This window comes from Pseudomonas vanderleydeniana (assembly GCF_014268755.2).
In the GTDB taxonomy this organism is placed as follows: Bacteria; Pseudomonadota; Gammaproteobacteria; order Pseudomonadales; family Pseudomonadaceae; genus Aquipseudomonas; species Aquipseudomonas vanderleydeniana.
In genome coordinates, this window is record NZ_CP077093.1 from 1,123,624 (window position 1) to 1,143,411 (window position 19,788).

The 19,788-nt window shown below is 62.7% G+C and carries 16 protein-coding genes; 8 read left to right on the forward strand and 8 right to left on the reverse strand.

Translation table 11 applies throughout. The features are described 5' to 3' along the window. Nucleotides 1–85: 85 nt before the first annotated feature. A complete protein-coding gene (locus tag HU752_RS05000) occupies nucleotides 86–799 on the reverse strand; it encodes an autoinducer binding domain-containing protein (RefSeq protein ID WP_225920100.1) in 714 nt (237 codons plus the stop codon). Between the two features lie 387 nt (nucleotides 800–1,186). On the opposite strand from HU752_RS05000, the gene HU752_RS05005 reads away from it, so the two are divergent. Beyond that, nucleotides 1,187–1,963 (forward strand): ferredoxin--NADP reductase, encoded by a 777-nt coding sequence (locus HU752_RS05005; RefSeq protein ID WP_186682647.1) that lies wholly within the window; start codon nucleotides 1,187–1,189, stop codon nucleotides 1,961–1,963. Between the two features lie 41 nt (nucleotides 1,964–2,004). Here HU752_RS05005 and mscL read toward each other — a convergent pair whose 3' ends face one another. After that, nucleotides 2,005–2,418, reverse strand: coding sequence for a large-conductance mechanosensitive channel protein MscL (gene mscL / locus HU752_RS05010; protein WP_186682648.1), 414 nt, complete (start codon nucleotides 2,416–2,418; stop codon nucleotides 2,005–2,007). A 282-nt stretch (nucleotides 2,419–2,700) separates the two neighbouring features. On the opposite strand from mscL, the gene katB reads away from it, so the two are divergent. The 4 genes from katB (at nucleotide 2,701) to HU752_RS05030 (ending at nucleotide 7,041) form a co-directional block, all read left to right on the forward strand. Continuing rightward, on the forward strand, nucleotides 2,701–4,242 hold the full coding sequence (katB, locus tag HU752_RS05015; RefSeq protein ID WP_186682649.1) for a catalase KatB: 1,542 nt from the start codon (nucleotides 2,701–2,703) through the stop codon (nucleotides 4,240–4,242). A gap of 89 nt (nucleotides 4,243–4,331) precedes the next feature. Then, complete coding sequence (locus HU752_RS05020) at nucleotides 4,332–4,883, forward strand: ankyrin repeat domain-containing protein (RefSeq protein WP_186682650.1); 552 nt, start codon at nucleotides 4,332–4,334, stop codon at nucleotides 4,881–4,883. A gap of 47 nt (nucleotides 4,884–4,930) precedes the next feature. Next, nucleotides 4,931–6,298: a DNA repair protein RadA gene (gene radA / locus HU752_RS05025; RefSeq protein ID WP_186682651.1), complete on the forward strand. Its 1,368-nt coding sequence runs from the start codon at nucleotides 4,931–4,933 to the stop codon at nucleotides 6,296–6,298. 20 nt (nucleotides 6,299–6,318) lie between these two features. Further along, a complete protein-coding gene (locus HU752_RS05030) occupies nucleotides 6,319–7,041 on the forward strand; it encodes a hypothetical protein (RefSeq protein ID WP_186682652.1) in 723 nt (240 codons plus the stop codon). A 40-nt stretch (nucleotides 7,042–7,081) separates the two neighbouring features. On the opposite strand, the gene HU752_RS05035 is transcribed toward HU752_RS05030, so the two are convergent. Next, nucleotides 7,082–7,450 (reverse strand): PilZ domain-containing protein, encoded by a 369-nt coding sequence (locus HU752_RS05035; RefSeq protein WP_186682653.1) that lies wholly within the window; start codon nucleotides 7,448–7,450, stop codon nucleotides 7,082–7,084. Nucleotides 7,451–7,671: 221 nt separating this feature from the next. Here HU752_RS05035 and HU752_RS05040 point away from each other — a divergent pair, with 221 nt between their 5' ends. From HU752_RS05040 to yjiA, 3 genes are all read left to right on the forward strand, one after another. Beyond that, on the forward strand, nucleotides 7,672–9,738 hold the full coding sequence (locus tag HU752_RS05040) for a carbon starvation CstA family protein (RefSeq protein ID WP_186682654.1): 2,067 nt from the start codon (nucleotides 7,672–7,674) through the stop codon (nucleotides 9,736–9,738). Nucleotides 9,739–9,753: 15 nt separating this feature from the next. Then, nucleotides 9,754–9,951, forward strand: a complete 198-nt coding sequence (locus tag HU752_RS05045) for a YbdD/YjiX family protein (protein ID WP_007937254.1) — start codon at nucleotides 9,754–9,756, stop codon at nucleotides 9,949–9,951. 76 nt (nucleotides 9,952–10,027) lie between these two features. Then, the gene (yjiA, locus tag HU752_RS05050; protein ID WP_496198577.1) at nucleotides 10,028–10,999 is read left to right on the forward strand and encodes a GTPase; all 972 of its coding nucleotides are present in this window, start codon (nucleotides 10,028–10,030) and stop codon (nucleotides 10,997–10,999) included. Nucleotides 11,000–11,029: 30 nt separating this feature from the next. Here the strand turns inward: yjiA and HU752_RS05055 are convergent, their stop codons facing one another. The 5 genes from HU752_RS05055 to HU752_RS05075 form a co-directional block, all read right to left on the reverse strand. Next, nucleotides 11,030–11,707 (reverse strand): GntR family transcriptional regulator, encoded by a 678-nt coding sequence (locus tag HU752_RS05055; RefSeq protein ID WP_186682656.1) that lies wholly within the window; start codon nucleotides 11,705–11,707, stop codon nucleotides 11,030–11,032. Nucleotides 11,708–11,732: 25 nt separating this feature from the next. Next, nucleotides 11,733–12,443 (reverse strand): FadR/GntR family transcriptional regulator, encoded by a 711-nt coding sequence (locus tag HU752_RS05060; RefSeq protein ID WP_186682658.1) that lies wholly within the window; start codon nucleotides 12,441–12,443, stop codon nucleotides 11,733–11,735. A 99-nt stretch (nucleotides 12,444–12,542) separates the two neighbouring features. Continuing rightward, nucleotides 12,543–13,856, reverse strand: a complete 1,314-nt coding sequence (locus HU752_RS05065; protein ID WP_186682660.1) for a C4-dicarboxylate transporter DctA — start codon at nucleotides 13,854–13,856, stop codon at nucleotides 12,543–12,545. A 348-nt stretch (nucleotides 13,857–14,204) separates the two neighbouring features. After that, nucleotides 14,205–15,458: a serine hydroxymethyltransferase gene (gene glyA / locus HU752_RS05070; protein ID WP_186682662.1), complete on the reverse strand. Its 1,254-nt coding sequence runs from the start codon at nucleotides 15,456–15,458 to the stop codon at nucleotides 14,205–14,207. A gap of 214 nt (nucleotides 15,459–15,672) precedes the next feature. Beyond that, entirely contained in the window at nucleotides 15,673–19,524 is a 3,852-nt protein-coding gene (locus HU752_RS05075; protein WP_186682664.1) for a bifunctional diguanylate cyclase/phosphodiesterase, read from the reverse strand. Nucleotides 19,525–19,788 lie beyond the last annotated feature (264 nt).

Here is a 19,788-nt window from a genome sequence, read left to right on the forward strand (position 1 = left end):
GGGGAGGGATTTTACGTGGGTTTCGAGCAGATTGCCTGTTGCGTGTGCAGGTGGCAGATCCTTCTGCCTGGAGAAGAGCGTGAAATCAGTACAACAATCCGGATTTGGCTGCACGCAGCACGGCCGACGCCTTGTTGCTGACGCCCAGCTTTCTCATGATGGTGCTCATGTGGAAGCCTACGGTACGGGTGGTGAGGTTGAGGATGTTGGCGATCTCGGCGGCGGTCTTGCCCTCCGCGGTCCATTTGAGTATCTCGGTCTCGCGCGGCGACAGCGGGTGACTGCCCGGGGGCTGGTGGGTGCTGGCCAGCCGTTGCGCCATGAACGAGTGCAACCAGTTGCAGAGCCACAGTACGTGGCCGGTCTTGGAGTAGAACTCGTTGGACGTGATGGGCTCGCAGGTGCGTGACAGGCTCAGGGTGCTGACGATGCCGCGGATATCATGGACAGACTGCGACCAACCGTGATTCAGGCCGTGGGCCTGCATGTCACGCCAGAGTGCCGGAGTATTCCTGAAGGCTTCTGGCCCCCACAGTATGGGGAACACCGAGTGATGACAGTGGGCGAGCAGAGGGTCGACGGCAATGTAGTTGTTGCGTTGGTAACACGCATTCCACTCCGCCGTGTAGTTGTTGAAAGATGATGTGTTGGGTTGAGCGCCTCCTAATAAGCTGCTGACTCTGAATGATACGAAGGTGAAACGTATTTGACCTGCCAGATTGAAAACCGCATTGAAGACTGCCTGTTCTTCTTTTTCACTCATGAGCTGGTGCAGTTGATTATCCTGCCAGTTCTCCATTGAGATACCCTTCCTTGACGCGATGTTTCGTTGAATCCAATGTGACGGGGATAGTGTAGGAAAATTCTTGGTTAGAGTGTGTTTTTTTTATAGGGCATTGATATTTTTATAGTATTTAAAGGGGCGCGTTTATCACGTCGGGCATAGTATCACTTGGCCGCTTGTGTTTTCCATATGCTTTACTGGAAGTGAAAGGCGTGTGAAAAAAAATGTAGTTTTCTTTGGGTTTTGCGCTGTATGTTTTATAAGTTTATGTTTTTATTGGTTGCTATACTTTTTTGTTGTTTTGTATATGTTTTTCGAAAAAACTTATACCACTACAAATCACCGGTGTTTCTGGCGCCGGCTTTGCGCGACACTGGGGGCACATTCTCGATGGAGTGCGCCATGACCGTCAGTGCTGAAAAATTCACCCGCCAGACCCTGCTCGAGGTCTGCCCCCTGACTCCCAGCCTGTTCACCTTGCGCACCACACGGGATGCCGGGTTTCGCTTCCGGGCTGGCCAGTTTGCCCGTTTGGGGGTGACCAAGGCTGATGGCAGCGTGGTGTGGCGGGCCTATTCGATGGTCTCTTCGCCCCATGACGATTTTCTCGAGTTCTTTTCCATCGTCGTTCCGGGGGGCGAGTTCACCAGCGAGCTGAGTCGCCTGGCCGTGGGCGATTCGTTGCTGATCGAGCGCCAGGCCGTGGGGTACCTGACCCTCGATCGTTTCGTCGACGGACGCGATCTCTGGCTCTTGGCTACCGGCACCGGGGTGGCACCGTTCCTGTCGATCCTGCAGGACTTCGAGGTCTGGGAGCGTTTCGAACGGATCGTGCTGGTCTACAGCGCACGCCATGGTGCCGAACTGGCGTATCGCGAGCTGATTGCCGGGCTGGCCGAACGTGACTACCTGGCCGAGCACGCGCACAAGCTGCAGTTCCTGCCCGTCGTCACCCGCGAGGCGATACCGGGAGCCCTGTCGGGACGTATCCCGCAGTTGATCGAGAATGGCGAGCTGGAACGTGCGGCCGGGCTGGCGCTGGAGCCCGTGCACTCGCGGGTGATGATCTGCGGCAACCCACAGATGATTGATGACACCCGCCGGGTGCTCAAGCTACGCGACATGCAACTGAGCCTGAGTCGTCGGCCAGGGCAGGTGGCAGTGGAGAATTACTGGTAGAAAAACGGCGCCCACAGGCGCCGTTGTTTTTTGCATTTGGCTCAGGGCTTGTTGTTCTGTGCCTTGAGCAGGTCGCGGATCTCGCCCAGCAGTTGCTCCTGCTGGGTCGGCACCGGTGGCGCACTGGGAGCCACGGCTTCCTCGCGCTTGAGCCGGTTGATCGCCTTGACCCCCATGAAAATGGCGAAGGCGACGATGAGGAAATCGATACAGGTCTGGATGAACTTGCCGTAGGCCAGCACCACCGCGGGTGTATTGCCCTCGGCCGCCTTGAGGGTGATGGCCAGGTTGCTGAAATCCACCCCGCCGATCAGCAGGCCAATCGGTGGCATCACCACGTCGCCGACGAAGGACGACACGATCTTGCCGAAGGCCGCACCGATGATGATACCCACGGCCATGTCGACCACATTGCCCTTGACCGCGAAGGCCTTGAACTCACTGAGCACGCCCATAGCTTATTCCTTGTTACAGATGAGTGGAGTGAGCGCAGTGTAATGCAGCCATGGGCATCTTGCGTCATGCCGTGCCTACACCCGCGTCTTAATCGACCTGCTGCCGGGCAATAAGTTTGCAAAGTGCCACCAATCGCGCGAAATACGCCTTCGCAAGCGCCTTGCCCCGTGGAATTTTTCAATCGGGTTCTTCGAGCTTTTCTATTTAGAAATCGTCGGGTCGATCTCTAGCCTCTACAGGGCGCACCAGGATGCGCACCATAAAATCCAGAGGAATCCGACATGCAGACCCCTTCTGTTGCTGGAGTCATTCCTGCCCGGCGCGTGCTGGGCATCTTGACCGCCAGCCTGTTATCCCTTTCCGTCCATGCCGCTACCCTGACCCGTGACAACGGCGCGGCGGTAGGCGACAACCAGAACTCGCAGACCGCCGGCGCCAACGGCCCGGTGCTGCTGCAGGATGTGCAACTGATCCAGAAGCTGCAGCGCTTCGATCGCGAGCGTATCCCCGAGCGGGTGGTGCACGCCCGTGGCACTGGCGCCCATGGCACCTTCACCGTCACTGATGATCTGAGCGATCTGACCAAGGCGAGGGTTTTCGCCGCCGGCGAGAAGACTCCGGTGTTCGTGCGTTTCTCGGCCGTGGTGCACGGCAACCACTCGCCGGAAACCCTGCGTGATCCGCGGGGCTTCGCCACCAAGTTCTATACCGCCGACGGCAACTGGGACTTGGTGGGGAACAACTTCCCGACCTTTTTCATTCGCGATGCCATCAAGTTCCCGGACATGGTCCACGCGTTCAAGCCTGATCCGCGCACCAATCTCGACGACGATTCACGCCGTTTCGACTTCTTCTCCCATGTGCCCGAGGCCACGCGTACCCTGACCGAGCTGTATTCCGACTCCGGTACGCCCGCCAGCTACCGGGAGATGGACGGCAATGGCGTGCATGCCTACAAGCTGATCAACGCCAGGGGCGACGTGCATTACGTCAAGTTCCACTGGAAAAGCCTGCAGGGCATCCGCAACCTCGATCCGAAACAGGTCGTCGAGGTGCAGGGGCGCGACTACAGCCATATGACCCATGACCTGGTCAGTCATATCAACAAGGGCGACTTTCCCAAGTGGGATCTGTATGTCCAGGTGCTGACACCGCAGGATCTGGGCAAGTTCGACTTCGACCCGCTCGATGCGACCAAGATCTGGCCGGGCGTGCCGGAGCGCAAGGTCGGCCAGATGGTGCTCGATCGCAACCCGGCCAACGTGTTCCAGGAGACCGAACAGGTGGCCATGGCGCCGGCGAACCTGGTGTCGGGTATCGAACCGTCCGAGGATCGTCTGCTGCAGGGCCGGGTATTCGCCTACGCCGACACGCAGATGTACCGTCTGGGGCCGAATGCCTTGCAACTGCCGATCAACGCGCCACGGGTGGCGGTGAACAACGGCAACCAGGATGGCGCGATGAACAGCGGGCACAGCAGCACCGGGGTGAACTACCAGCCGAGTCGCCTGCTGCCGCGTGACGAGCCGCAGTCGGCGCGCTACAGCCAGTTGGCCCTGTCAGGCAGCACCCAGCAGGCGAAGATCCAGCGTGAGCAGAACTTCAAGCAGGCCGGGGACCTTTATCGCTCCTACAGCCAGAAGGAGAAGCAGGACCTGATCGAGAACTTCGGTGGCTCGCTGGCCGATACCGACGACGAGAGCAAGCACATCATGCTGTCGTTCCTCTACAAGGCCGACCCCGAATACGGCACCGGCGTGACCCGGGTGGCCAAGGGCGACCTGGCGCGGGTCAAGGCGCTGGCGGCGAAGCTGGTGGACTGACCTGTTGATATGAATGCCAGGCCCCTTCGCGGTGCGTGTCACGAAGGGGCCTGCGACAACCCGAGGCCTTATCGCGACGGAGTGCTCCCATGCGTATTTCTGTCCTGCTGTTCCTGTTCGCCTGGGCGTTCAACGCCTCGGCCGATGAGCAGACGACGCCTGCCGATCCGCAAGCCCTCAAGGCGCAGATCCAGGACTACTACTTCGATGCCGCCCGCGGTGGCGATGTCGAGATGCTGCAGACCTTCATCGACGCCGGGTACCCGCTCGATACCCAGGACGCCCAGGGCTACACCGCACTGATCCTGGCGGCCTACCACGGCCAGGGGCCGGCGGTGGAGCGCCTGCTGGGGGCTGGAGCCAATGCCTGCGTGGCGGACAAGCGCGGCAACACCGCGCTGATGGGGGCGATCTTCAAGGGCGAGGTGCGGATCGCCCGGCGCCTGTTGAACAGCGACTGCAACCCCGACCAGCGCAATGCCGCCGGACAGACGGCAGCCATGTACGCCGGGTTGTTCAAGCGCACCGCGCTGCTCGAGGCCCTGGCGGCCAAGGGCGCCGATCTTCAGGCCGAGGACCCTTTGGGCAACAGTGCGGCACGCCTGGCCGAGGGCGAAATACGTACGCCGTCGGCGCGCTGATCGACGCCGGCTGAGCTATCATCGCGGTTTTTCCATGGGGGACCGAGATGGCCAAGGCCAAGCGCATGTACGGCTGCACCGAGTGCGGCGCGACCTTTCCCAAGTGGGCCGGGCAATGCGGCGAGTGCGGTGCCTGGAACACCCTCACCGAAACGATGGTGGAAAGCGGCGGCGCCGCGGCACCCAGCGGACGAACCGGCTGGGCCGGGCAGCAGGCCCAGATCAAGACCCTGGCCGAAGTCAGTGTCGAGGAAATTCCACGTTTCTCCACGGCGTCCGCCGAACTCGATCGGGTGCTCGGTGGTGGCCTGGTGGACGGCTCGGTGGTGCTGATCGGCGGCGACCCGGGCATCGGCAAGTCGACCATCCTGCTGCAGACCCTGTGCAATATCGCCACGCGCATGCCGGCGTTGTACGTCACTGGCGAGGAGTCGCAGCAGCAGGTGGCGATGCGCGCGCGGCGGTTGGGCTTGCCCCAGGATCAACTGCGGGTCATGACCGAGACCTGCATCGAGAGCATCATCGCCACCGCCCGTGTGGAAAAACCCAAGGTCATGGTCATCGACTCGATCCAGACGATTTTCACCGAGCAGCTGCAATCGGCCCCCGGGGGCGTGGCCCAGGTGCGTGAAAGCGCGGCGCTGCTGGTGCGTTACGCCAAGCAGAGCGGCACGGCGATCTTCCTGGTTGGCCACGTGACCAAGGAAGGCGCCCTGGCCGGGCCGCGGGTACTGGAGCACATGGTCGACACGGTGCTGTATTTCGAGGGCGAGTCCGATGGCCGGCTGCGCCTGCTGCGGGCGGTGAAGAATCGCTTTGGCGCGGTCAACGAGCTGGGGGTGTTCGGCATGACCGACCGGGGCCTGAAGGAGGTCTCCAATCCCTCGGCGATTTTCCTCACCCGTGCCCAGGAAGAGGTCCCGGGCAGCGTGGTCATGGCCACCTGGGAGGGCACCCGGCCGATGCTGGTGGAGGTGCAGGCCCTGGTCGACGACAGCCACATGGCCAACCCGCGTCGGGTGACCCTGGGCCTGGACCAGAACCGCCTGGCGATGCTGCTGGCGGTGTTGCACCGGCATGGCGGCATTCCGACCCATGACCAGGATGTGTTCCTCAACGTGGTCGGTGGCGTGAAGGTGCTGGAGACCGCGTCCGACCTGGCGTTGATGGCGGCCGTCATGTCCAGCCTGCGCAACCGGCCATTGCCCCATGACCTGCTGGTGTTCGGCGAAGTCGGCCTGTCGGGCGAGGTGCGGCCTGTGCCCAGCGGCCAGGAGCGCCTCAAGGAGGCGGCCAAGCACGGCTTCAAGCGCGCCATCGTGCCCAAGGGCAATGCGCCGAAGGAGTCGCCGGCCGGCTTGAAAATCATTGCGGTCACGCGCCTGGAGCAGGCGTTGGACGCGTTGTTCGAATAACGGGAAAAGGAGTCAGCGGGATGCGTGTTGTCGGTACGGCAATGTGTTTGGCAGGTTGCATGCTGTGGGCCGGTATCGCCGGCGCGGCCACGGTGCCGCAGGGGTATCGGCTGGCCCAGCAGATGCCGACGGGCGATGGCGGAGAGCTGGAGCTGCTCGAGGATGCGCGGATCACTTCGGATCTGCACCAGTCGCTCTGGGGCAATGGCAGCACGTTCGACGAGGATGCCTTTGACGATGAGGCACTGGCCAAGGATGTCGCCAGCCGACCGATCGTCGAGGCCCGCCTGCGACTGCTGTCGGCTGCCGGGGATGAGGTCGAGAGCGTTGGCCTGGCGTATCCGCTGGCGACCCTGGAAAAGGTCACGATGGATGGCATGCCGAGCCCGGCGTTTTTCCTCACGGTCGACCAGACCGCGCCGATGGGCAGCTACAGCGGCCCGGCGACCCAGGTGTTGATGCCGGCCCAGCGCAAGCTGGAGCCGATGCAGTACCAGGCCGCCGATGGCACGCTCAAGCCGCTGTTCCTCGCCCAGACCGGCAAGGCAGCCTGGCAGGCGGGTGATGCACAGCCGGAGATCCTGCAGGTGTCGTCTTCGATGGCGGATGCCGAAAGTGACGATTTCGTCACGGTCTACCAGACCTACCGTCTCAAGGGCGATGTCTGGCAAGTGTCGTCGCGGGAAGAGAAGGGCTATTGGGAGTCCGAGGGCGACTTCCCCAAGCGTTCGGCCTTTCCTTGATCGCCTGACCCCGGGCGCCGCCGATGGGGCGCCTGGACGGTCAATCCTCGAACAGGGCGTCCAGCTCCCGTTCCAGCTCCTCTTCGTCACCCAGGTTCAGTTCGACCAGGCGGCGCAGGTGCTGGATCGATTCCAGGCCGATGTGCAGGCATTTGAAGCCCAGGTGGTGGTGATCCACGTGGACCAGCTCGGCATCCATCTTCACGTGGGCGTTTTTCGCCAGGCGGATATCCACCAGGAAGATGCCTGCGGCGTCGTCGGGCCACTTGTCCGGCTGGTGGACCAGCAGCCCGCGCAGGGAAAGGTCTATCAGTTGCGCCGACCAGACCGTGCCGCCCTGGCCCAGGGTGGTGATGGCATCGAACGCGATACGCTTGAAACGGCGACGATTGATCGGATGGTCACTCATGTTCAGGTTCCTGTACGGACTCTGCTGACTATAGACCTCATGCTGGCCCAGGCAAGCGGCAATGCATGAGATGGCCGGTTCATCCGTCGACGCGTTGCCCCGCTATCTGTCCCCGAACACAACAAAAGACCGCTCTATACCAAGGTCGGGTATGGCTACGGAGCGCTTTGGCGCTAAACTCAAGGTGGCTGTCTTTCTGTCCATCTGGCTGGAATATCAAAATGAAAAATAATAATAGCCCGCTACGCCATCTACCCTGGCTGCTGCTGGCGATCTTGGGAGCGTGCGCCCTTGGCGTAGTGGCCTTGCGCCGCGGCGAGGCGATCAACGCCTTGTGGATCGTGGTCGCCGCCGTGGCGATCTATCTGGTTGCCTACCGTTACTACAGTCTGTTCATCGCCAACAGTGTCATGCAGCTCGATGGCAATCGGGCGACACCGGCTGTGCTGAACAACGACGGTCTGGACTATGTGCCGACCAACAAACACATTCTTTTCGGTCACCATTTCGCGGCGATCGCCGGTGCCGGTCCGCTGGTCGGCCCGGTCCTGGCCGCGCAGATGGGCTACCTGCCCGGCACGCTCTGGCTGATCGCCGGCGTGGTGCTGGCCGGCGCGGTCCAGGACTTCATGGTGCTGTTCCTGTCCACCCGCCGCAACGGTCGCTCGCTGGGCGACATGGTGCGCGAGGAAATGGGCCGGATTCCGGGGACCATCGCCCTGTTCGGCTGCTTCCTGATCATGATCATCATCCTCGCGGTGCTGGCACTGATCGTGGTCAAGGCCCTGGCCGAGAGTCCATGGGGCATCTTCACGGTGATGGCGACCATCCCGATCGCGATGTTCATGGGCGTGTACATGCGCTATATCCGCCCGGGCCGCATCGGTGAAATCTCGATCATCGGCGTCCTGCTGCTGCTCGGCTCGATCTGGCTGGGCGGGCAGATCGCCGCCGATCCGGTGTGGGCCAAGGCCTTCACCTTCACCGGCGTGCAGATCACCTGGATGCTGATCGGCTACGGCTTCGTCGCCGCGGTACTGCCGGTATGGCTGATTCTGGCTCCACGGGACTACCTGTCGACCTTCCTCAAGATCGGCACCATCATCGCCCTGGCGATCGGTATCCTGATCACCATGCCGATGCTGAAGATGCCGGCGCTGACCCAGTTCGTCGACGGCACCGGGCCGGTCTGGAAAGGTGGGCTGTTCCCGTTCCTGTTCATCACCATCGCCTGTGGCGCGGTATCCGGCTTCCACGCGCTGATTTCCTCCGGGACCACGCCGAAGCTGCTGGATAACGAAACCAACGCCCGTTACATCGGCTACGGTGGCATGCTGATGGAGTCCTTCGTGGCCATCATGGCGATGGTCGCTGCCTCGGTGATCGATCCGGGCGTGTACTTCGCCATGAACAGCCCAGCTGCCGTGGTCGGTGCGGATGCGGTGGCCGTGGCGCAGACCGTCAGCGGCTGGGGCTTCGCGATTACCCCGGATGCGCTGCAGGCGGTGGCCAAGGACATCGGCGAGACCACTATCCTGGCCCGTGCCGGTGGTGCCCCGACCCTGGCGGTCGGTATTGCGCAGATCCTGCACCACGTCCTGCCGGGTGAGAACACCATGGCGTTCTGGTATCACTTCGCGATCCTGTTCGAGGCACTGTTCATCCTGACGGCGGTCGACGCCGGTACCCGTGCCGGGCGTTTCATGCTGCAGGACCTGCTCGGTTCCTTCGTGCCTTCGCTCAAGCGTACCGAATCCTGGACCGCCAACCTGATCGCCACCGCCGGTTGCGTGGCACTGTGGGGCTACCTGCTGTACCAGGGCGTGATCGATCCGCTGGGCGGCATCAACACCCTGTGGCCGCTGTTCGGTATCTCCAACCAGATGCTGGCGGGTATCGCCCTGATGCTCGGTACTGTCGTGCTGATCAAGATGAAGCGCCAGCGCTACATCTGGGTGACCCTGCTGCCGGCGCTGTGGCTGCTGATCTGCACCACCACCGCGGGTTTCATCAAGCTGTTCGACGCCAACCCGGCCATCGGCTTCCTCGCCCTGGCGAAGAAGTACAGCACCGCGCTGGAAGCCGGCCAGGTACTGGCACCGGCCAAGGACATCACCCAGATGCAGCACGTGATCTTCAACGCGTACACCAACGCGACGCTGACCGCGCTGTTCCTCTTCGTGGTGTTCAGTATCCTGTTCTATGCCCTGAGGGTTGGTGTCGCGGCCTGGGGCAACAAGGAGCGTACCGACAAGGAAACACCGTTCCAGGCCGTGCCTGGGGCCTGATGGGAGGGCACTGCAATGTTCAATGACCTGAGTCGCCTCGGTAAGTACCTCGGTCAGGCTGCGCGCCTGATGGTCGGCATGCCCGACTACGACAACTACGTCGAGCATATGCAGACCAAGCACCCCGACAAGCCGGTGATGAGCTACGAGGCGTTCTTCCGGGAACGCCAGGAAGCCCGTTACGGTGGCAAGGGTGGGCCGAAGTGTTGTTGAGTCACTGACTCGACGCATACCATTGTGGGAGCCGGCTGGCTCCCACATTCATTTGTAGCGTATGGGAGATTCGCGTTTGTCCGTTCCTATCCCCGTCACCGTCCTCAGCGGCTTTCTCGGCGCCGGCAAGACCACCTTGCTGCGGCACCTGCTCAAGGCCGAGCACGGCCTGAAAATCGCCGTGATCGAGAACGAATTCAGCGACGCCGGCATCGATACCCAGTTGCTGGGGGCCGAGCCGGTTCAGGTCATGACGCTGTCCAATGGCTGTGTCTGCTGCACCATCCACACCGACCTGACCAAGGCGCTGTACCTGCTGCTCGAGCGCCTGGACAGTGGCGAAATCCACTTCGACCGGCTGGTGATCGAATGCACCGGGCTGGCCGATCCGGCGCCGGTGGCGCAGACCTTCTTCATCGATGAGGAGCTGCGCGAGCGCTACCTGCTCGACGGTATCATCACCCTGGTGGATGCCGCCCATGCCGAGCACCACCTGACCCAGACCATCGCCCAGGCGCAGATCGGCTTCGCCGACCGCCTGCTGGTGAGCAAGCGCGACCTGGTGGACGAGGCGAGCTTCGACGCCCTGAGTGAGCGCCTGACCCGCATCAACCGGCGTGCGCCGATCCGTATCGTCGAGCATGGCAACATCGACCTGGCGGAGCTGCTGGACGTTCGCGGCTTCAATCTCAACGCTGACCTGGGCGGTGGCGTGAGCCTGCGGCCGGTGCGCAAGGGGCACTCGATCGACCGCATCTCCAGCCTGGTGCTGCGCACCGACCAGCCGCTGGATATCGATCGGCTCAGTGAGTTCATGAACGAACTGCTGGAAGCGCACGGCAAGCAATTGCTGCGCTACAAGGGTGTGCTGAGCATCGCTGGCGAGCCACGGCGCCTGGTGTTTCAGGGCGTGCTCAAACTCTACGGCTTCGACTGGGACACCGAGTGGGAGGAGGGTGCGACCCGAGAGAGCGTGATCGTGTTCATTGCCGACGACCTGCCCGAGGCGAAAATACGTGAGGGCTTCGCCAGGATGGCGCAACCCTGATCCGGGGCGGGGGCAGGCTTTTTTACCCGTTCACCCCGCCGTCAGAGTCTCGAGCTGTTGCAGGTACCGTGTCATCTCTTCGATGCCTTGCAGGGCATTCCCTCCCTGTATGGCGTCCAGTATGGCCTGTCGTATCTGCCAGCCCTGATCATGCATCACCGAGCGGGCGGCCAGGGCGAGCCCGGTCAGGGGAATCAGCCCTTCCAGGAAATGCACCATGGGCGCATTACCGGCTATCCGTGCCAATTGCAGGTGAAACTCCCCGCCCAGCCTGATCGCTGTATTTTGTCGGCTCACCTCGACGCTCTCGCGTTCCCGGGCGATCAGTGCCTGCAATGAATTGATAGCCGATGCGTCGGTGCTCGCGCAGAGCAACTGGATGACCGTGCCTTCAGCCATCCGCCGTGCCTGCAGGACCTGCCGAATCTGTTCGGCATCCGGCTCGGCAACGTGGGCGCGCTGGTTCGGGCGGGCATGGATGATCTGTTGGCGGGTCAGGCGCGTGACCACGCGACGTACCTCGCTGCGGCCGGCATCGTAGGTGCGTATCAGCAGGTCTTCGCTCAGTCCCTCGACAAAGCGCCCGTCGAGAATGTCCTCGAAGACCCGGGCATAGAGGCCGTCGGTCCATGGCAGTGGGCGCAGGGCGCGGCGCGGCTGGCGCACTCGTGGGGCGCTGAAGGGCAGGATGGTCGCTAGGCTGTTCATGGCCGGATTCCCCTCGGTCGGTGGATTACTGCTCGAGACTGCCCAGATGGTCGTCCGGGATGGTGAGTTCGACGCCCATGCGCAAACCTTCCTGCAGGATGTGCCGGCGCATTTCCGCACTGGCCAGGGCGCTGTTCTTGTGGCGAATGGCGCGGACCACGGCTTCGTTTTCCTGCAGGCGTTCGGCCAGGTGCTCTGGCGAGTTGCGCAGCACCTCGGCGCTCTGCTTGAGGGCGTTGCTGGTCTGTTGCACCACGTTCTGGAAGATCGGGTTGGAGGTCAGGGTGAACAGTTCCTCGTGGAAGGCGAGGTAGGCGTTCATCCCGGCTGCGCTGTCGTTGGCTTCCAGGGCTTCGCGCATGTCCATGAGGGTCAGGCGCAACTGGCCGACTTCCTTGCTGCTGATGGACTGCGCCACGAGGCCGACGATGAACGGTTCCAGGGTGTAGCGCAGTTGCAGGATGTCGGCGAGGCTGGCCTCGGCCACGCCGCCATGGGGCGTGGCGGTTTCGGGGGCGCTGTCCAGCACCAGTACGCCCTTGCCGGGCATGGAGCGTACCAGGCCAAGGGTCTCCAGTACGGTGACGGCTTCACGCAGGCTCGGGCGGCTGATGCCCAGTTGTTCGGCCAGCTCGCGCTGGCCCGGCAGCATTTCTCCCGAGCGCCACTGGCCACGGGCCAGTGCTGCGCGGAGTTTTTCTACCACGGAATTGACGACGGTCGATGAGCTGATCACGGTGCTCTCCCAGGTGAAACGGTCAGGCTATGACCCGTGGGCAGTCTTGGGGCTGCCGCTGGTGGGTCGGTACAGGTGCCCGTCCATGGGCGGATCGCATCAGAACTCCTGCTGATGACTCGAGGTGTTCGGCTTTCTCGGCGTGAAGGCATAACCCTGCTGGCCTTCAAGCACCTTGTGGGCTCGTTGCAGGTCGATGTCCTTTTCCCAGCGGGCGATCGCCACGGTCGCCACGCAGTTGCCGATCAGGTTGGTCATGGCCCGGCCGATGCCCATGAACCAGTCGACCGCCAGCACCAGCACCAGGCCGACCACCGGAATCGCCGGGATTGCCGACAGGGTGGCGGCGAGGATCACCAGGGCCGAGCCGGGAATGCCATGGGCGCCTTTGGAGGTGATCAGCGACACCAGCAGGATGGTCAACAGGTCGGTCATCGCCAGTGGGGTGCCGGTGGCGTTGGCGATGAAGACGATGGCCAGGGTCAGGTAGATCGAGAAACCGTCGAGGTTGAACGAGTAGCCGGTGGGGATCACCAGGCCGACCGTCGAGCTGCCGATACCCAGGTGTTCGAGCTTGCGCATCACTTGCGGCAGTACGGCATCCGAGGAGGCCGTGCCCATGACGATCAGCAGGTCTTCGCGCAAGTACTTGAGAAACGGCAGGAGCCGCAGGCCCGAAACGCGCATCACCGTGCCGAGGATCAGCAGCACGAAGGCCAGGCAGGTGATGTAGAACAGGGCCACCAGGTTGCCCAGCTGCCGTAGCGACTCCAGGCCGTAGGTGCTGGTGGTGAAGGCGATGGCGCCGAATACGCCGATCGGCGCCAGGCGCACGATCATGCCCATGATGCGGAAGATCACGTGGCTCAGTTCGTTGATCAGTCGCGAGATGCCTGATGCCGACTCGCCCACCAGGTTCAGCGCGCTACCGAACAGCACCGAGAACAGCAGCACCTGCAGGATGTTGTTGTCGGCAAAGGCGCTGAGTACCGAGTTGGGGATCAGGTCCATCATGAACTGCGTGGCCCCACGCAGGTGCTGGCCGCGGTCGGCCAGGTCGCCCAGGGCGGCCTTGGACAGCTGCTCCAGATGGATGTTGGCGCCGTTGCCGATGCCGGTGGTGAAGGCCAGGACCAGTCCGATCAGCAGGGCGACGGTGGTCAGGACTTCGAAGTAGATCACTGACTTGAGGCCGATGCGCCCGACCTTCTTCAGGTCGCCGGCGCCGGAAATGCCGCTGACCACCACACAGAAGACGATCAGACCGATCAGCATCTTGATCAGCTTGATGAAGCCGTCGCCCAAGGGTTTGAGCTGGGTTGAGTATTCGGGAAGGGTGAGTCCGCAGACGATGCCCAGCACCAATCCAAGGACGACCTGAAGGAAAATCGAACGCGAGCACCATTTGAGCATGGGGAGGATCCTGGTCGGCGTTCCTTGTCCGGACCTGTGGCCGCGGCATTGGAACTTAATTGTTGTGGTCTTACCGGTATGTCCAGTGCGGGGTCAGTCTACGCCCTGATTTTTTCGGACCGCAAGAGGTTTTCGAAAAAATTGGTTAGACCGGTCTGACCAGTTATGTCGAATTCATGCGTAACCCGGCAGGCGCGCGGCTTGCCTGCGGAGAGTCCCGCGAGACCGCCAAAGCTCCGCGGCGGTTCGGCGCCCCGCGCGTCTACAGGGATGGGTGATTTTCCTTGAGGCGAAAAAAAGCCCGGTCATCGCTGACCGGGCTCTCTTTTGCTGCGTGATGCGGGCCGATTAGGCGCCGTATACCGGCAGCTTCTTGCAGATGGCCTTGACCTTCTCGCGAACGGCGTCGATCACCGCTTCGTTGTTCAGGTCAGCCAGGATGTCGCAGATCCAGCCGGCCAGCTCGCGGCATTCGGTTTCCTTGAAGCCACGGGTGGTGACAGCCGGGGTACCGAAACGCAGGCCGGAGGTGATGAACGGGGAGCGTGGGTCGTTCGGCACCGAGTTCTTGTTCACGGTGATGAAGGCCTTGCCCAGGGCCGCGTCAGCGTCCTTGCCGGAGATGTCCTGCTTGATCAGCGAGAGCAGGAACAGGTGGTTCTGGGTACCGCCGGAAACCACGTCGAAACCACGGGCAATGAACACTTCGGCCATGGCCTGGGCGTTTTTCACCACTTGTTGCTGGTAGGCCTTGAATTCAGGCTGCAGTGCTTCCTTGAAGCAGATCGCCTTGGCTGCGATCACGTGCTCCAGCGGGCCGCCCTGGGCGCCAGGGAATACGGCGGAGTTCAGCTTCTTCTCGATGTCGGCATTGGCGCGAGCCAGGATCAGGCCGCCACGTGGACCGCGCAGGGTCTTGTGGGTGGTGGTGGTGACCACGTCGGCGAATGGCACCGGGTTCGGGTAGACACCAGCGGCAACCAGGCCGGCCACGTGGGCCATGTCGACGAACAGGTAGGCACCGACCTTGTCGGCGATAGCGCGGAAACGGGCGAAGTCCAGTACCTGCGAGTAGGCGGAGAAACCGGCCACGATCATTTTCGGCTTGTGCTCGACTGCCAGGCGCTCGACTTCGTCGTAGTCGATCAGGCCGTTGGCGTCGATGCCGTACTGCACGGCGTTGTACAGCTTGCCGGAGGAGGAAACGCTGGCGCCGTGGGTCAGGTGACCGCCGTGGGCCAGGCTCATGCCCAGGATGGTGTCGCCGCCCTGCAGCAGGGCCAGGTAGACAGCGGCGTTGGCTTGGGAGCCCGCGTGTGGCTGGACGTTGGCGTAGTCGGCACCGAACAGTTGCTTGGCGCGGTCGATAGCCAGTTGCTCAACCACGTCGACGTATTCGCAGCCGCCGTAGTAGCGCTTGCCTGGATAGCCTTCGGCGTACTTGTTGGTCAGTACCGAGCCCTGGGCTTCCATCACCGCTGGGCTGGTGTAGTTTTCCGAGGCGATCAGCTCGATGTGCTCTTCCTGGCGCTGAGCTTCTTGCTCCATGGCGGCAAAGAGATCGGCGTCGTACTTGGCAATAGTCAAATCACGGCTGAACATGGCGGTCCTCAAGGATCGGGGGCTGGAAAGGAGGGCATTCTAACCCAATGGCTTTTATCTGGCATATGAAAGGGCATCATGTCGCAGATAAGTGGTGTTCAGCTTGGGGGCGCGGTGGTTTTTTCGCGGGCAAGCCCTGCTTCCACAGGCCGAGCGCCGCCCCTTGTGGGAGCCGGCTTGCTGGCGATAGCGTCAGTCGCTGCGGTGCAGGCCGTCAGTCGAACATGAACAGCGCATCATTGCTGAACTGCGCCTCGAAGCGATTGGCCGCCATCGGCCGGCCGAACAGGTAGCCCTGTACCTCGTCGCAACCGTGCTCGCGCAGGAAGTCCAGCTGTTCGTGGGTTTCCACGCCCTCGGCGATCACTGCCAGGTTCAGGCTGTGGGCCATGGCGATGATCGCCCGGGCAATCTGTGCATCCTGTTCGCCTGACGGCAGGCCGTCGACGAAGGTGCGGTCGATCTTCAGCACGTCGATGGGGAACTGCTTGAGGTAGTTGAGCGACGAGTAGCCGGTGCCGAAGTCGTCCACCGCAATGCTCAGGCCGAGGTTCTTCAGGCCGTCGAGGATCAGCATCGCCTCGCTGACCTCGCGCATCAGGATACTCTCGGTCAGCTCCAGTTCCAGGCACGCCGGCGGCAGGCCGGTGTCGCGCAGGATGGTGGCGATGCGCGTACCCAGTTGGCCGTCGGAGAACTGCCGGGCGGAAATGTTCACCGAAACCTTGGGCACCCGGACCTTGTTCTGGTGCCAGGTCTTGAGCTGGCGACAGGCTTCGGCCAGCACCCAGTCGCCGACATCGACCACCAGGCCGAGTTCTTCGAGTACCGGGATGAAGTCGCCCGGCGGTACCAGCCCGCGACGCGGGTGGCGCCAGCGCAGCAGGGCTTCGGCGCCGGTCAGGCGCTTGCCGTCGCCGCTGAACTGCGGTTGGTAGTAGAGCACGAACTCGTTCTGTTCCAGGGCATGGCGCAGGTCGCTTTCCAGCTCCAGGCGCTCCAGGGCGCTGGCGTTCATGTCGGCCTGGTAGAACTGGAAGTTGTTCTTGCCGCGCTCCTTGGCGTGGTACATCGCGGTGTCGGCGTTCTTCATCAGCTGGCTGAGTTCGCTGCCGTCCTGCGGGCTCAGGGCGATACCGATACTGGCGGTGACGAAGAACTCGCGGCCTTCGAGCACGAATGGCGTGACCAGGCTCGCGAGAATCTGCTCGGCCACGTGAATGGCCCGGTTCAACGCCATCTCGCGGGTCGCCCGTGGTTGCAGCAGCAGGGTGAACTCGTCGCCGCCCATGCGCGCCACGGTGTCGTCCTCGGCGACGCAGGCCAGCAGGCGAGTGCCCATTTCCTTGAGCATGCGGTCGCCGGCGGCGTGGCCGAGGGAGTCGTTGATCGGCTTGAAACGGTCGAGGTCGAGGAACATCAGCACCACCCAGGACTTCTGCCGCTCGGCCTGTTGCAGCGCGGTGTGCAGGCGATCCTGGAACAGCGTGCGGTTGGGCAGGTGGGTCAGGGCGTCGTAGTAGGCCAGGCGGTGAATCCGCTGTTCGCTGGCCTTGCGCTCGCTGATATCGCTGAAGAAGCACACGTAGCTGGCCAGGTCGCCTTCGTCGTCGAGCACGGCAGTGATGCCGACCCAGGCCGGGTAGTGCTCGCCGCTACGGCGTTTGAGCCAGACTTCGCCTTCCCAGGTGTTGTGCTGTTGCAACTGCTTGAGCACATAGCGCAGGTGGGCTTCCTGCTGGTCGTCGACGGTCAGCATGTTGGGCAACTGGTCCAGCACATCGGACACGGCATAGCCGCTGACGCGGCTGAAGGCCTCGTTGGCCTGGACGATATAGCCGGCCGGGTCGGTGATCAGGATCGCCGAGGTCGAGTGCTCGAAGACCGTCGCCGCCATGCGCAGGTCTTTCTCGGCGCGGCGCTGCTGGCTGATGTCGCGACCGACGCCGAGAATGCCCTCGAACGCACCATGTTCGTCCCAGACCAGCACCAGGCGCAGTTCGATCGGGATCTTGCGCCCGTCGGCGCGCAGGCAGTCGAACACGAACACCTGGGTCTTGATCTGGCTGCGCAGTTCGGCCAACTGCTCGGGCTTGTCCAGAGCCTTGCTGACCCGCTCCATCAACTGATAGATGCCGGTCAGTTGCGCCGGGTTGGCGATGGTCGAGTGCCAGCCGTGCTTGAACACCCAGTCGGCCTCGTAGCCCAGCACGGTCTGCACCGACGGGCTGACATAGTTCAGTTGCAGCTTGCTGTCGGTGGAGAAGATCACGTCGCTGATGCTTTCGGCCAGCATCCGGTAGCGCTGCTCGCTGTCGCGCAGCGATTCGCTGGCCTCGATCTGGTCGGTGATGTCCTTGGCTACGCCGATGATCCGCGTGACCTGGTCGTACTTGTCACGGGCCAGCGCCTGCTCGCGGATTTCGAAGCGCCGCCAGCGGCTGTCGCGATGGCGAAAGCGCAACTGGCACTGCAGCAGCTGGCTGTAGCCGGCATGGCGCTGCTGGTGGCGCAGGCGGTGGTAGTGCTCGGCATCCTCGGGGTGCAGCAGGATTTCCCAGAAGTACTCGCCCATCTGGTGCAGCTCGCTCTTGCTGTAGCCGAGCGTCTGGCCCAGGTGGTGGTTGCTGAAGATCATCCGCTGGCTGATCACGTCCTGCACGTAGAGATGGTCGGGCACCGTGCGCACCACGTCCGACCAGAAGCCTTCACGTTCGAGCAGTGACAGCTCGATCAGCTTGCGGCTGGTGATGTCGCTGATGCTCAGGATCACCGCGTTGTAGTCGCTGGGATCTTCCGGCAGGCGCAAAACCAGCCACAGGTGCTGGTCCTGACCGTGGGCGTCGGCCTGCTTGATTTCCAGTTCGAGCTGGCTTTGCTGGTTGATCAGCGCGTCGACCAGTGGATAGCCGATGCCCGTGACCTGGCTCGGGCAGCCTTCGACCAGGCAGCTCCAGGCGCTTTCGCGGGAGTCGACATTGAGCAGGCGCAGCGCGACCAGGTTGATTTCGGTGATGCGCAGTTGTTCGAGCAGCAGGCGACGGTGTTGCGGATCGTGGGCGACCCACTTCTTGAGGCTGTCGCTGTCGTTGAGCTGGTGGTTTTCCAGGAAGCCTGGCAGGCCGGAGAGGTCGAGGACGCACAGCGCCACGCCGGTCCCCTCGAAGATTTCCTGGTAGCGGCGACGTCCTTCATGCACCTGGCGCTGGCGGCGGCGCATGTTGATCAGCGCCAGTACCGGCAGCATCGACAGGCCCAGCCCCAGCAGGCACTTGCCGATCAGCGCCGGCAGCAGCTCCTCGAGCATCTGGCGCTGGTCGAACAGGCCGCGCAGTTGCCAGTCGCTGTTGGACAGTGGGGCGATCAGCACGCTGTTGGCTTCGTCGTCCGGCTGCAGCACCGAAGGCCGTGGGCTGATGTCGTTGTCACGGCTGATGACCCGGTGGTTCAGGCGGTTCTCGATCACCCAGGTGGTGTGGAATTTCTGCTCGGTCTGGCGGGTCAGGCTCTGGAACAGGCTGGGGCCCAGGCGCAGGGCCCAGTAGCCGTTGGTCTCGCCGCTGGACTGGCGCAGCAGCAGGTGGACCACCGAGCCGTCCTCGTCGTTGGTGAAATAGTAGGCCTGGGTCCGGTTGCTGCGCTGGACCAGGTCGCTCAGGTAGTCGATGTCGTGGCTGTCGCTGGCGCTGTCGGTGATGAGGTTGCCCTTCATGTCGAACAGGGCGAAGCTCCTGATCGATGGCAGGGACAGGCGCAGCTTGGTGAGCAGCTGCTGTTGCTGCTCGGGGGAGTCGGGCTTCTCGAAGATCGGCAGCAGGTTGGCGGCGATCTGTGCGTCGAGCTTCATGTTCAGGCTGATGTGGTCGGCCAGCTCGGCGCTGTAGTCGATGCTGTACTGGCGCTGGACCTTGCGGGTCTGCTGGAACTGGTCGATCAGTTGCCAGAACAGCACGACGAGCATGAGCAGTACCATGATCGCCAACACGCCCTTGATTGTTCCGCGCAGGGGCGTACCAGTCACATGACGGGATGCGCGCGCGGGCGATGGCGGATTGGCGTTGCTCAAACTGTGATCCTGCGGTTGGGCTGGATTGGCGCGACGTGCACTATAAGCCGGACGCCCGAAGGGCGGCTAGCATGCCTTGAGTTGTGGCAAAGTGCCAGCCCCGTTCTGCCGAGCGGTTTGCCCTGGTGCACACATTCAGGTAATTTTACCTGTTACGCGGGCGTTTTCGCGCCCCCAAAGTTGACGCAGGATTGGCGCTGCATTCGATGATGCATAACGCATGCCGCGCAATGCCGCCTGGTCCGGGCTACACCTTCATATTCA

Bases quoted from the DNA above. Each gene is read 5' to 3' on its own strand.
- HU752_RS05000 (WP_225920100.1), bottom strand. From the start codon at position 799: ATGGAGAACTGGCAGGATAATCAACTGCACCAGCTCATGAGTGAAAAA.
- HU752_RS05005 (WP_186682647.1), top strand. From the start codon at position 1,187: ATGACCGTCAGTGCTGAAAAATTCACCCGCCAGACCCTGCTCGAGGTC.
- mscL (WP_186682648.1), bottom strand. From the start codon at position 2,418: ATGGGCGTGCTCAGTGAGTTCAAGGCCTTCGCGGTCAAGGGCAATGTG.
- katB (WP_186682649.1), top strand. From the start codon at position 2,701: ATGCAGACCCCTTCTGTTGCTGGAGTCATTCCTGCCCGGCGCGTGCTG.
- HU752_RS05020 (WP_186682650.1), top strand. From the start codon at position 4,332: ATGCGTATTTCTGTCCTGCTGTTCCTGTTCGCCTGGGCGTTCAACGCC.
- radA (WP_186682651.1), top strand. From the start codon at position 4,931: ATGGCCAAGGCCAAGCGCATGTACGGCTGCACCGAGTGCGGCGCGACC.
- HU752_RS05030 (WP_186682652.1), top strand. From the start codon at position 6,319: ATGCGTGTTGTCGGTACGGCAATGTGTTTGGCAGGTTGCATGCTGTGG.
- HU752_RS05035 (WP_186682653.1), bottom strand. From the start codon at position 7,450: ATGAGTGACCATCCGATCAATCGTCGCCGTTTCAAGCGTATCGCGTTC.
- HU752_RS05040 (WP_186682654.1), top strand. From the start codon at position 7,672: ATGAAAAATAATAATAGCCCGCTACGCCATCTACCCTGGCTGCTGCTG.
- HU752_RS05045 (WP_007937254.1), top strand. From the start codon at position 9,754: ATGTTCAATGACCTGAGTCGCCTCGGTAAGTACCTCGGTCAGGCTGCG.
- HU752_RS05055 (WP_186682656.1), bottom strand. From the start codon at position 11,707: ATGAACAGCCTAGCGACCATCCTGCCCTTCAGCGCCCCACGAGTGCGC.
- HU752_RS05065 (WP_186682660.1), bottom strand. From the start codon at position 13,856: ATGCTCAAATGGTGCTCGCGTTCGATTTTCCTTCAGGTCGTCCTTGGA.
- glyA (WP_186682662.1), bottom strand. From the start codon at position 15,458: ATGTTCAGCCGTGATTTGACTATTGCCAAGTACGACGCCGATCTCTTT.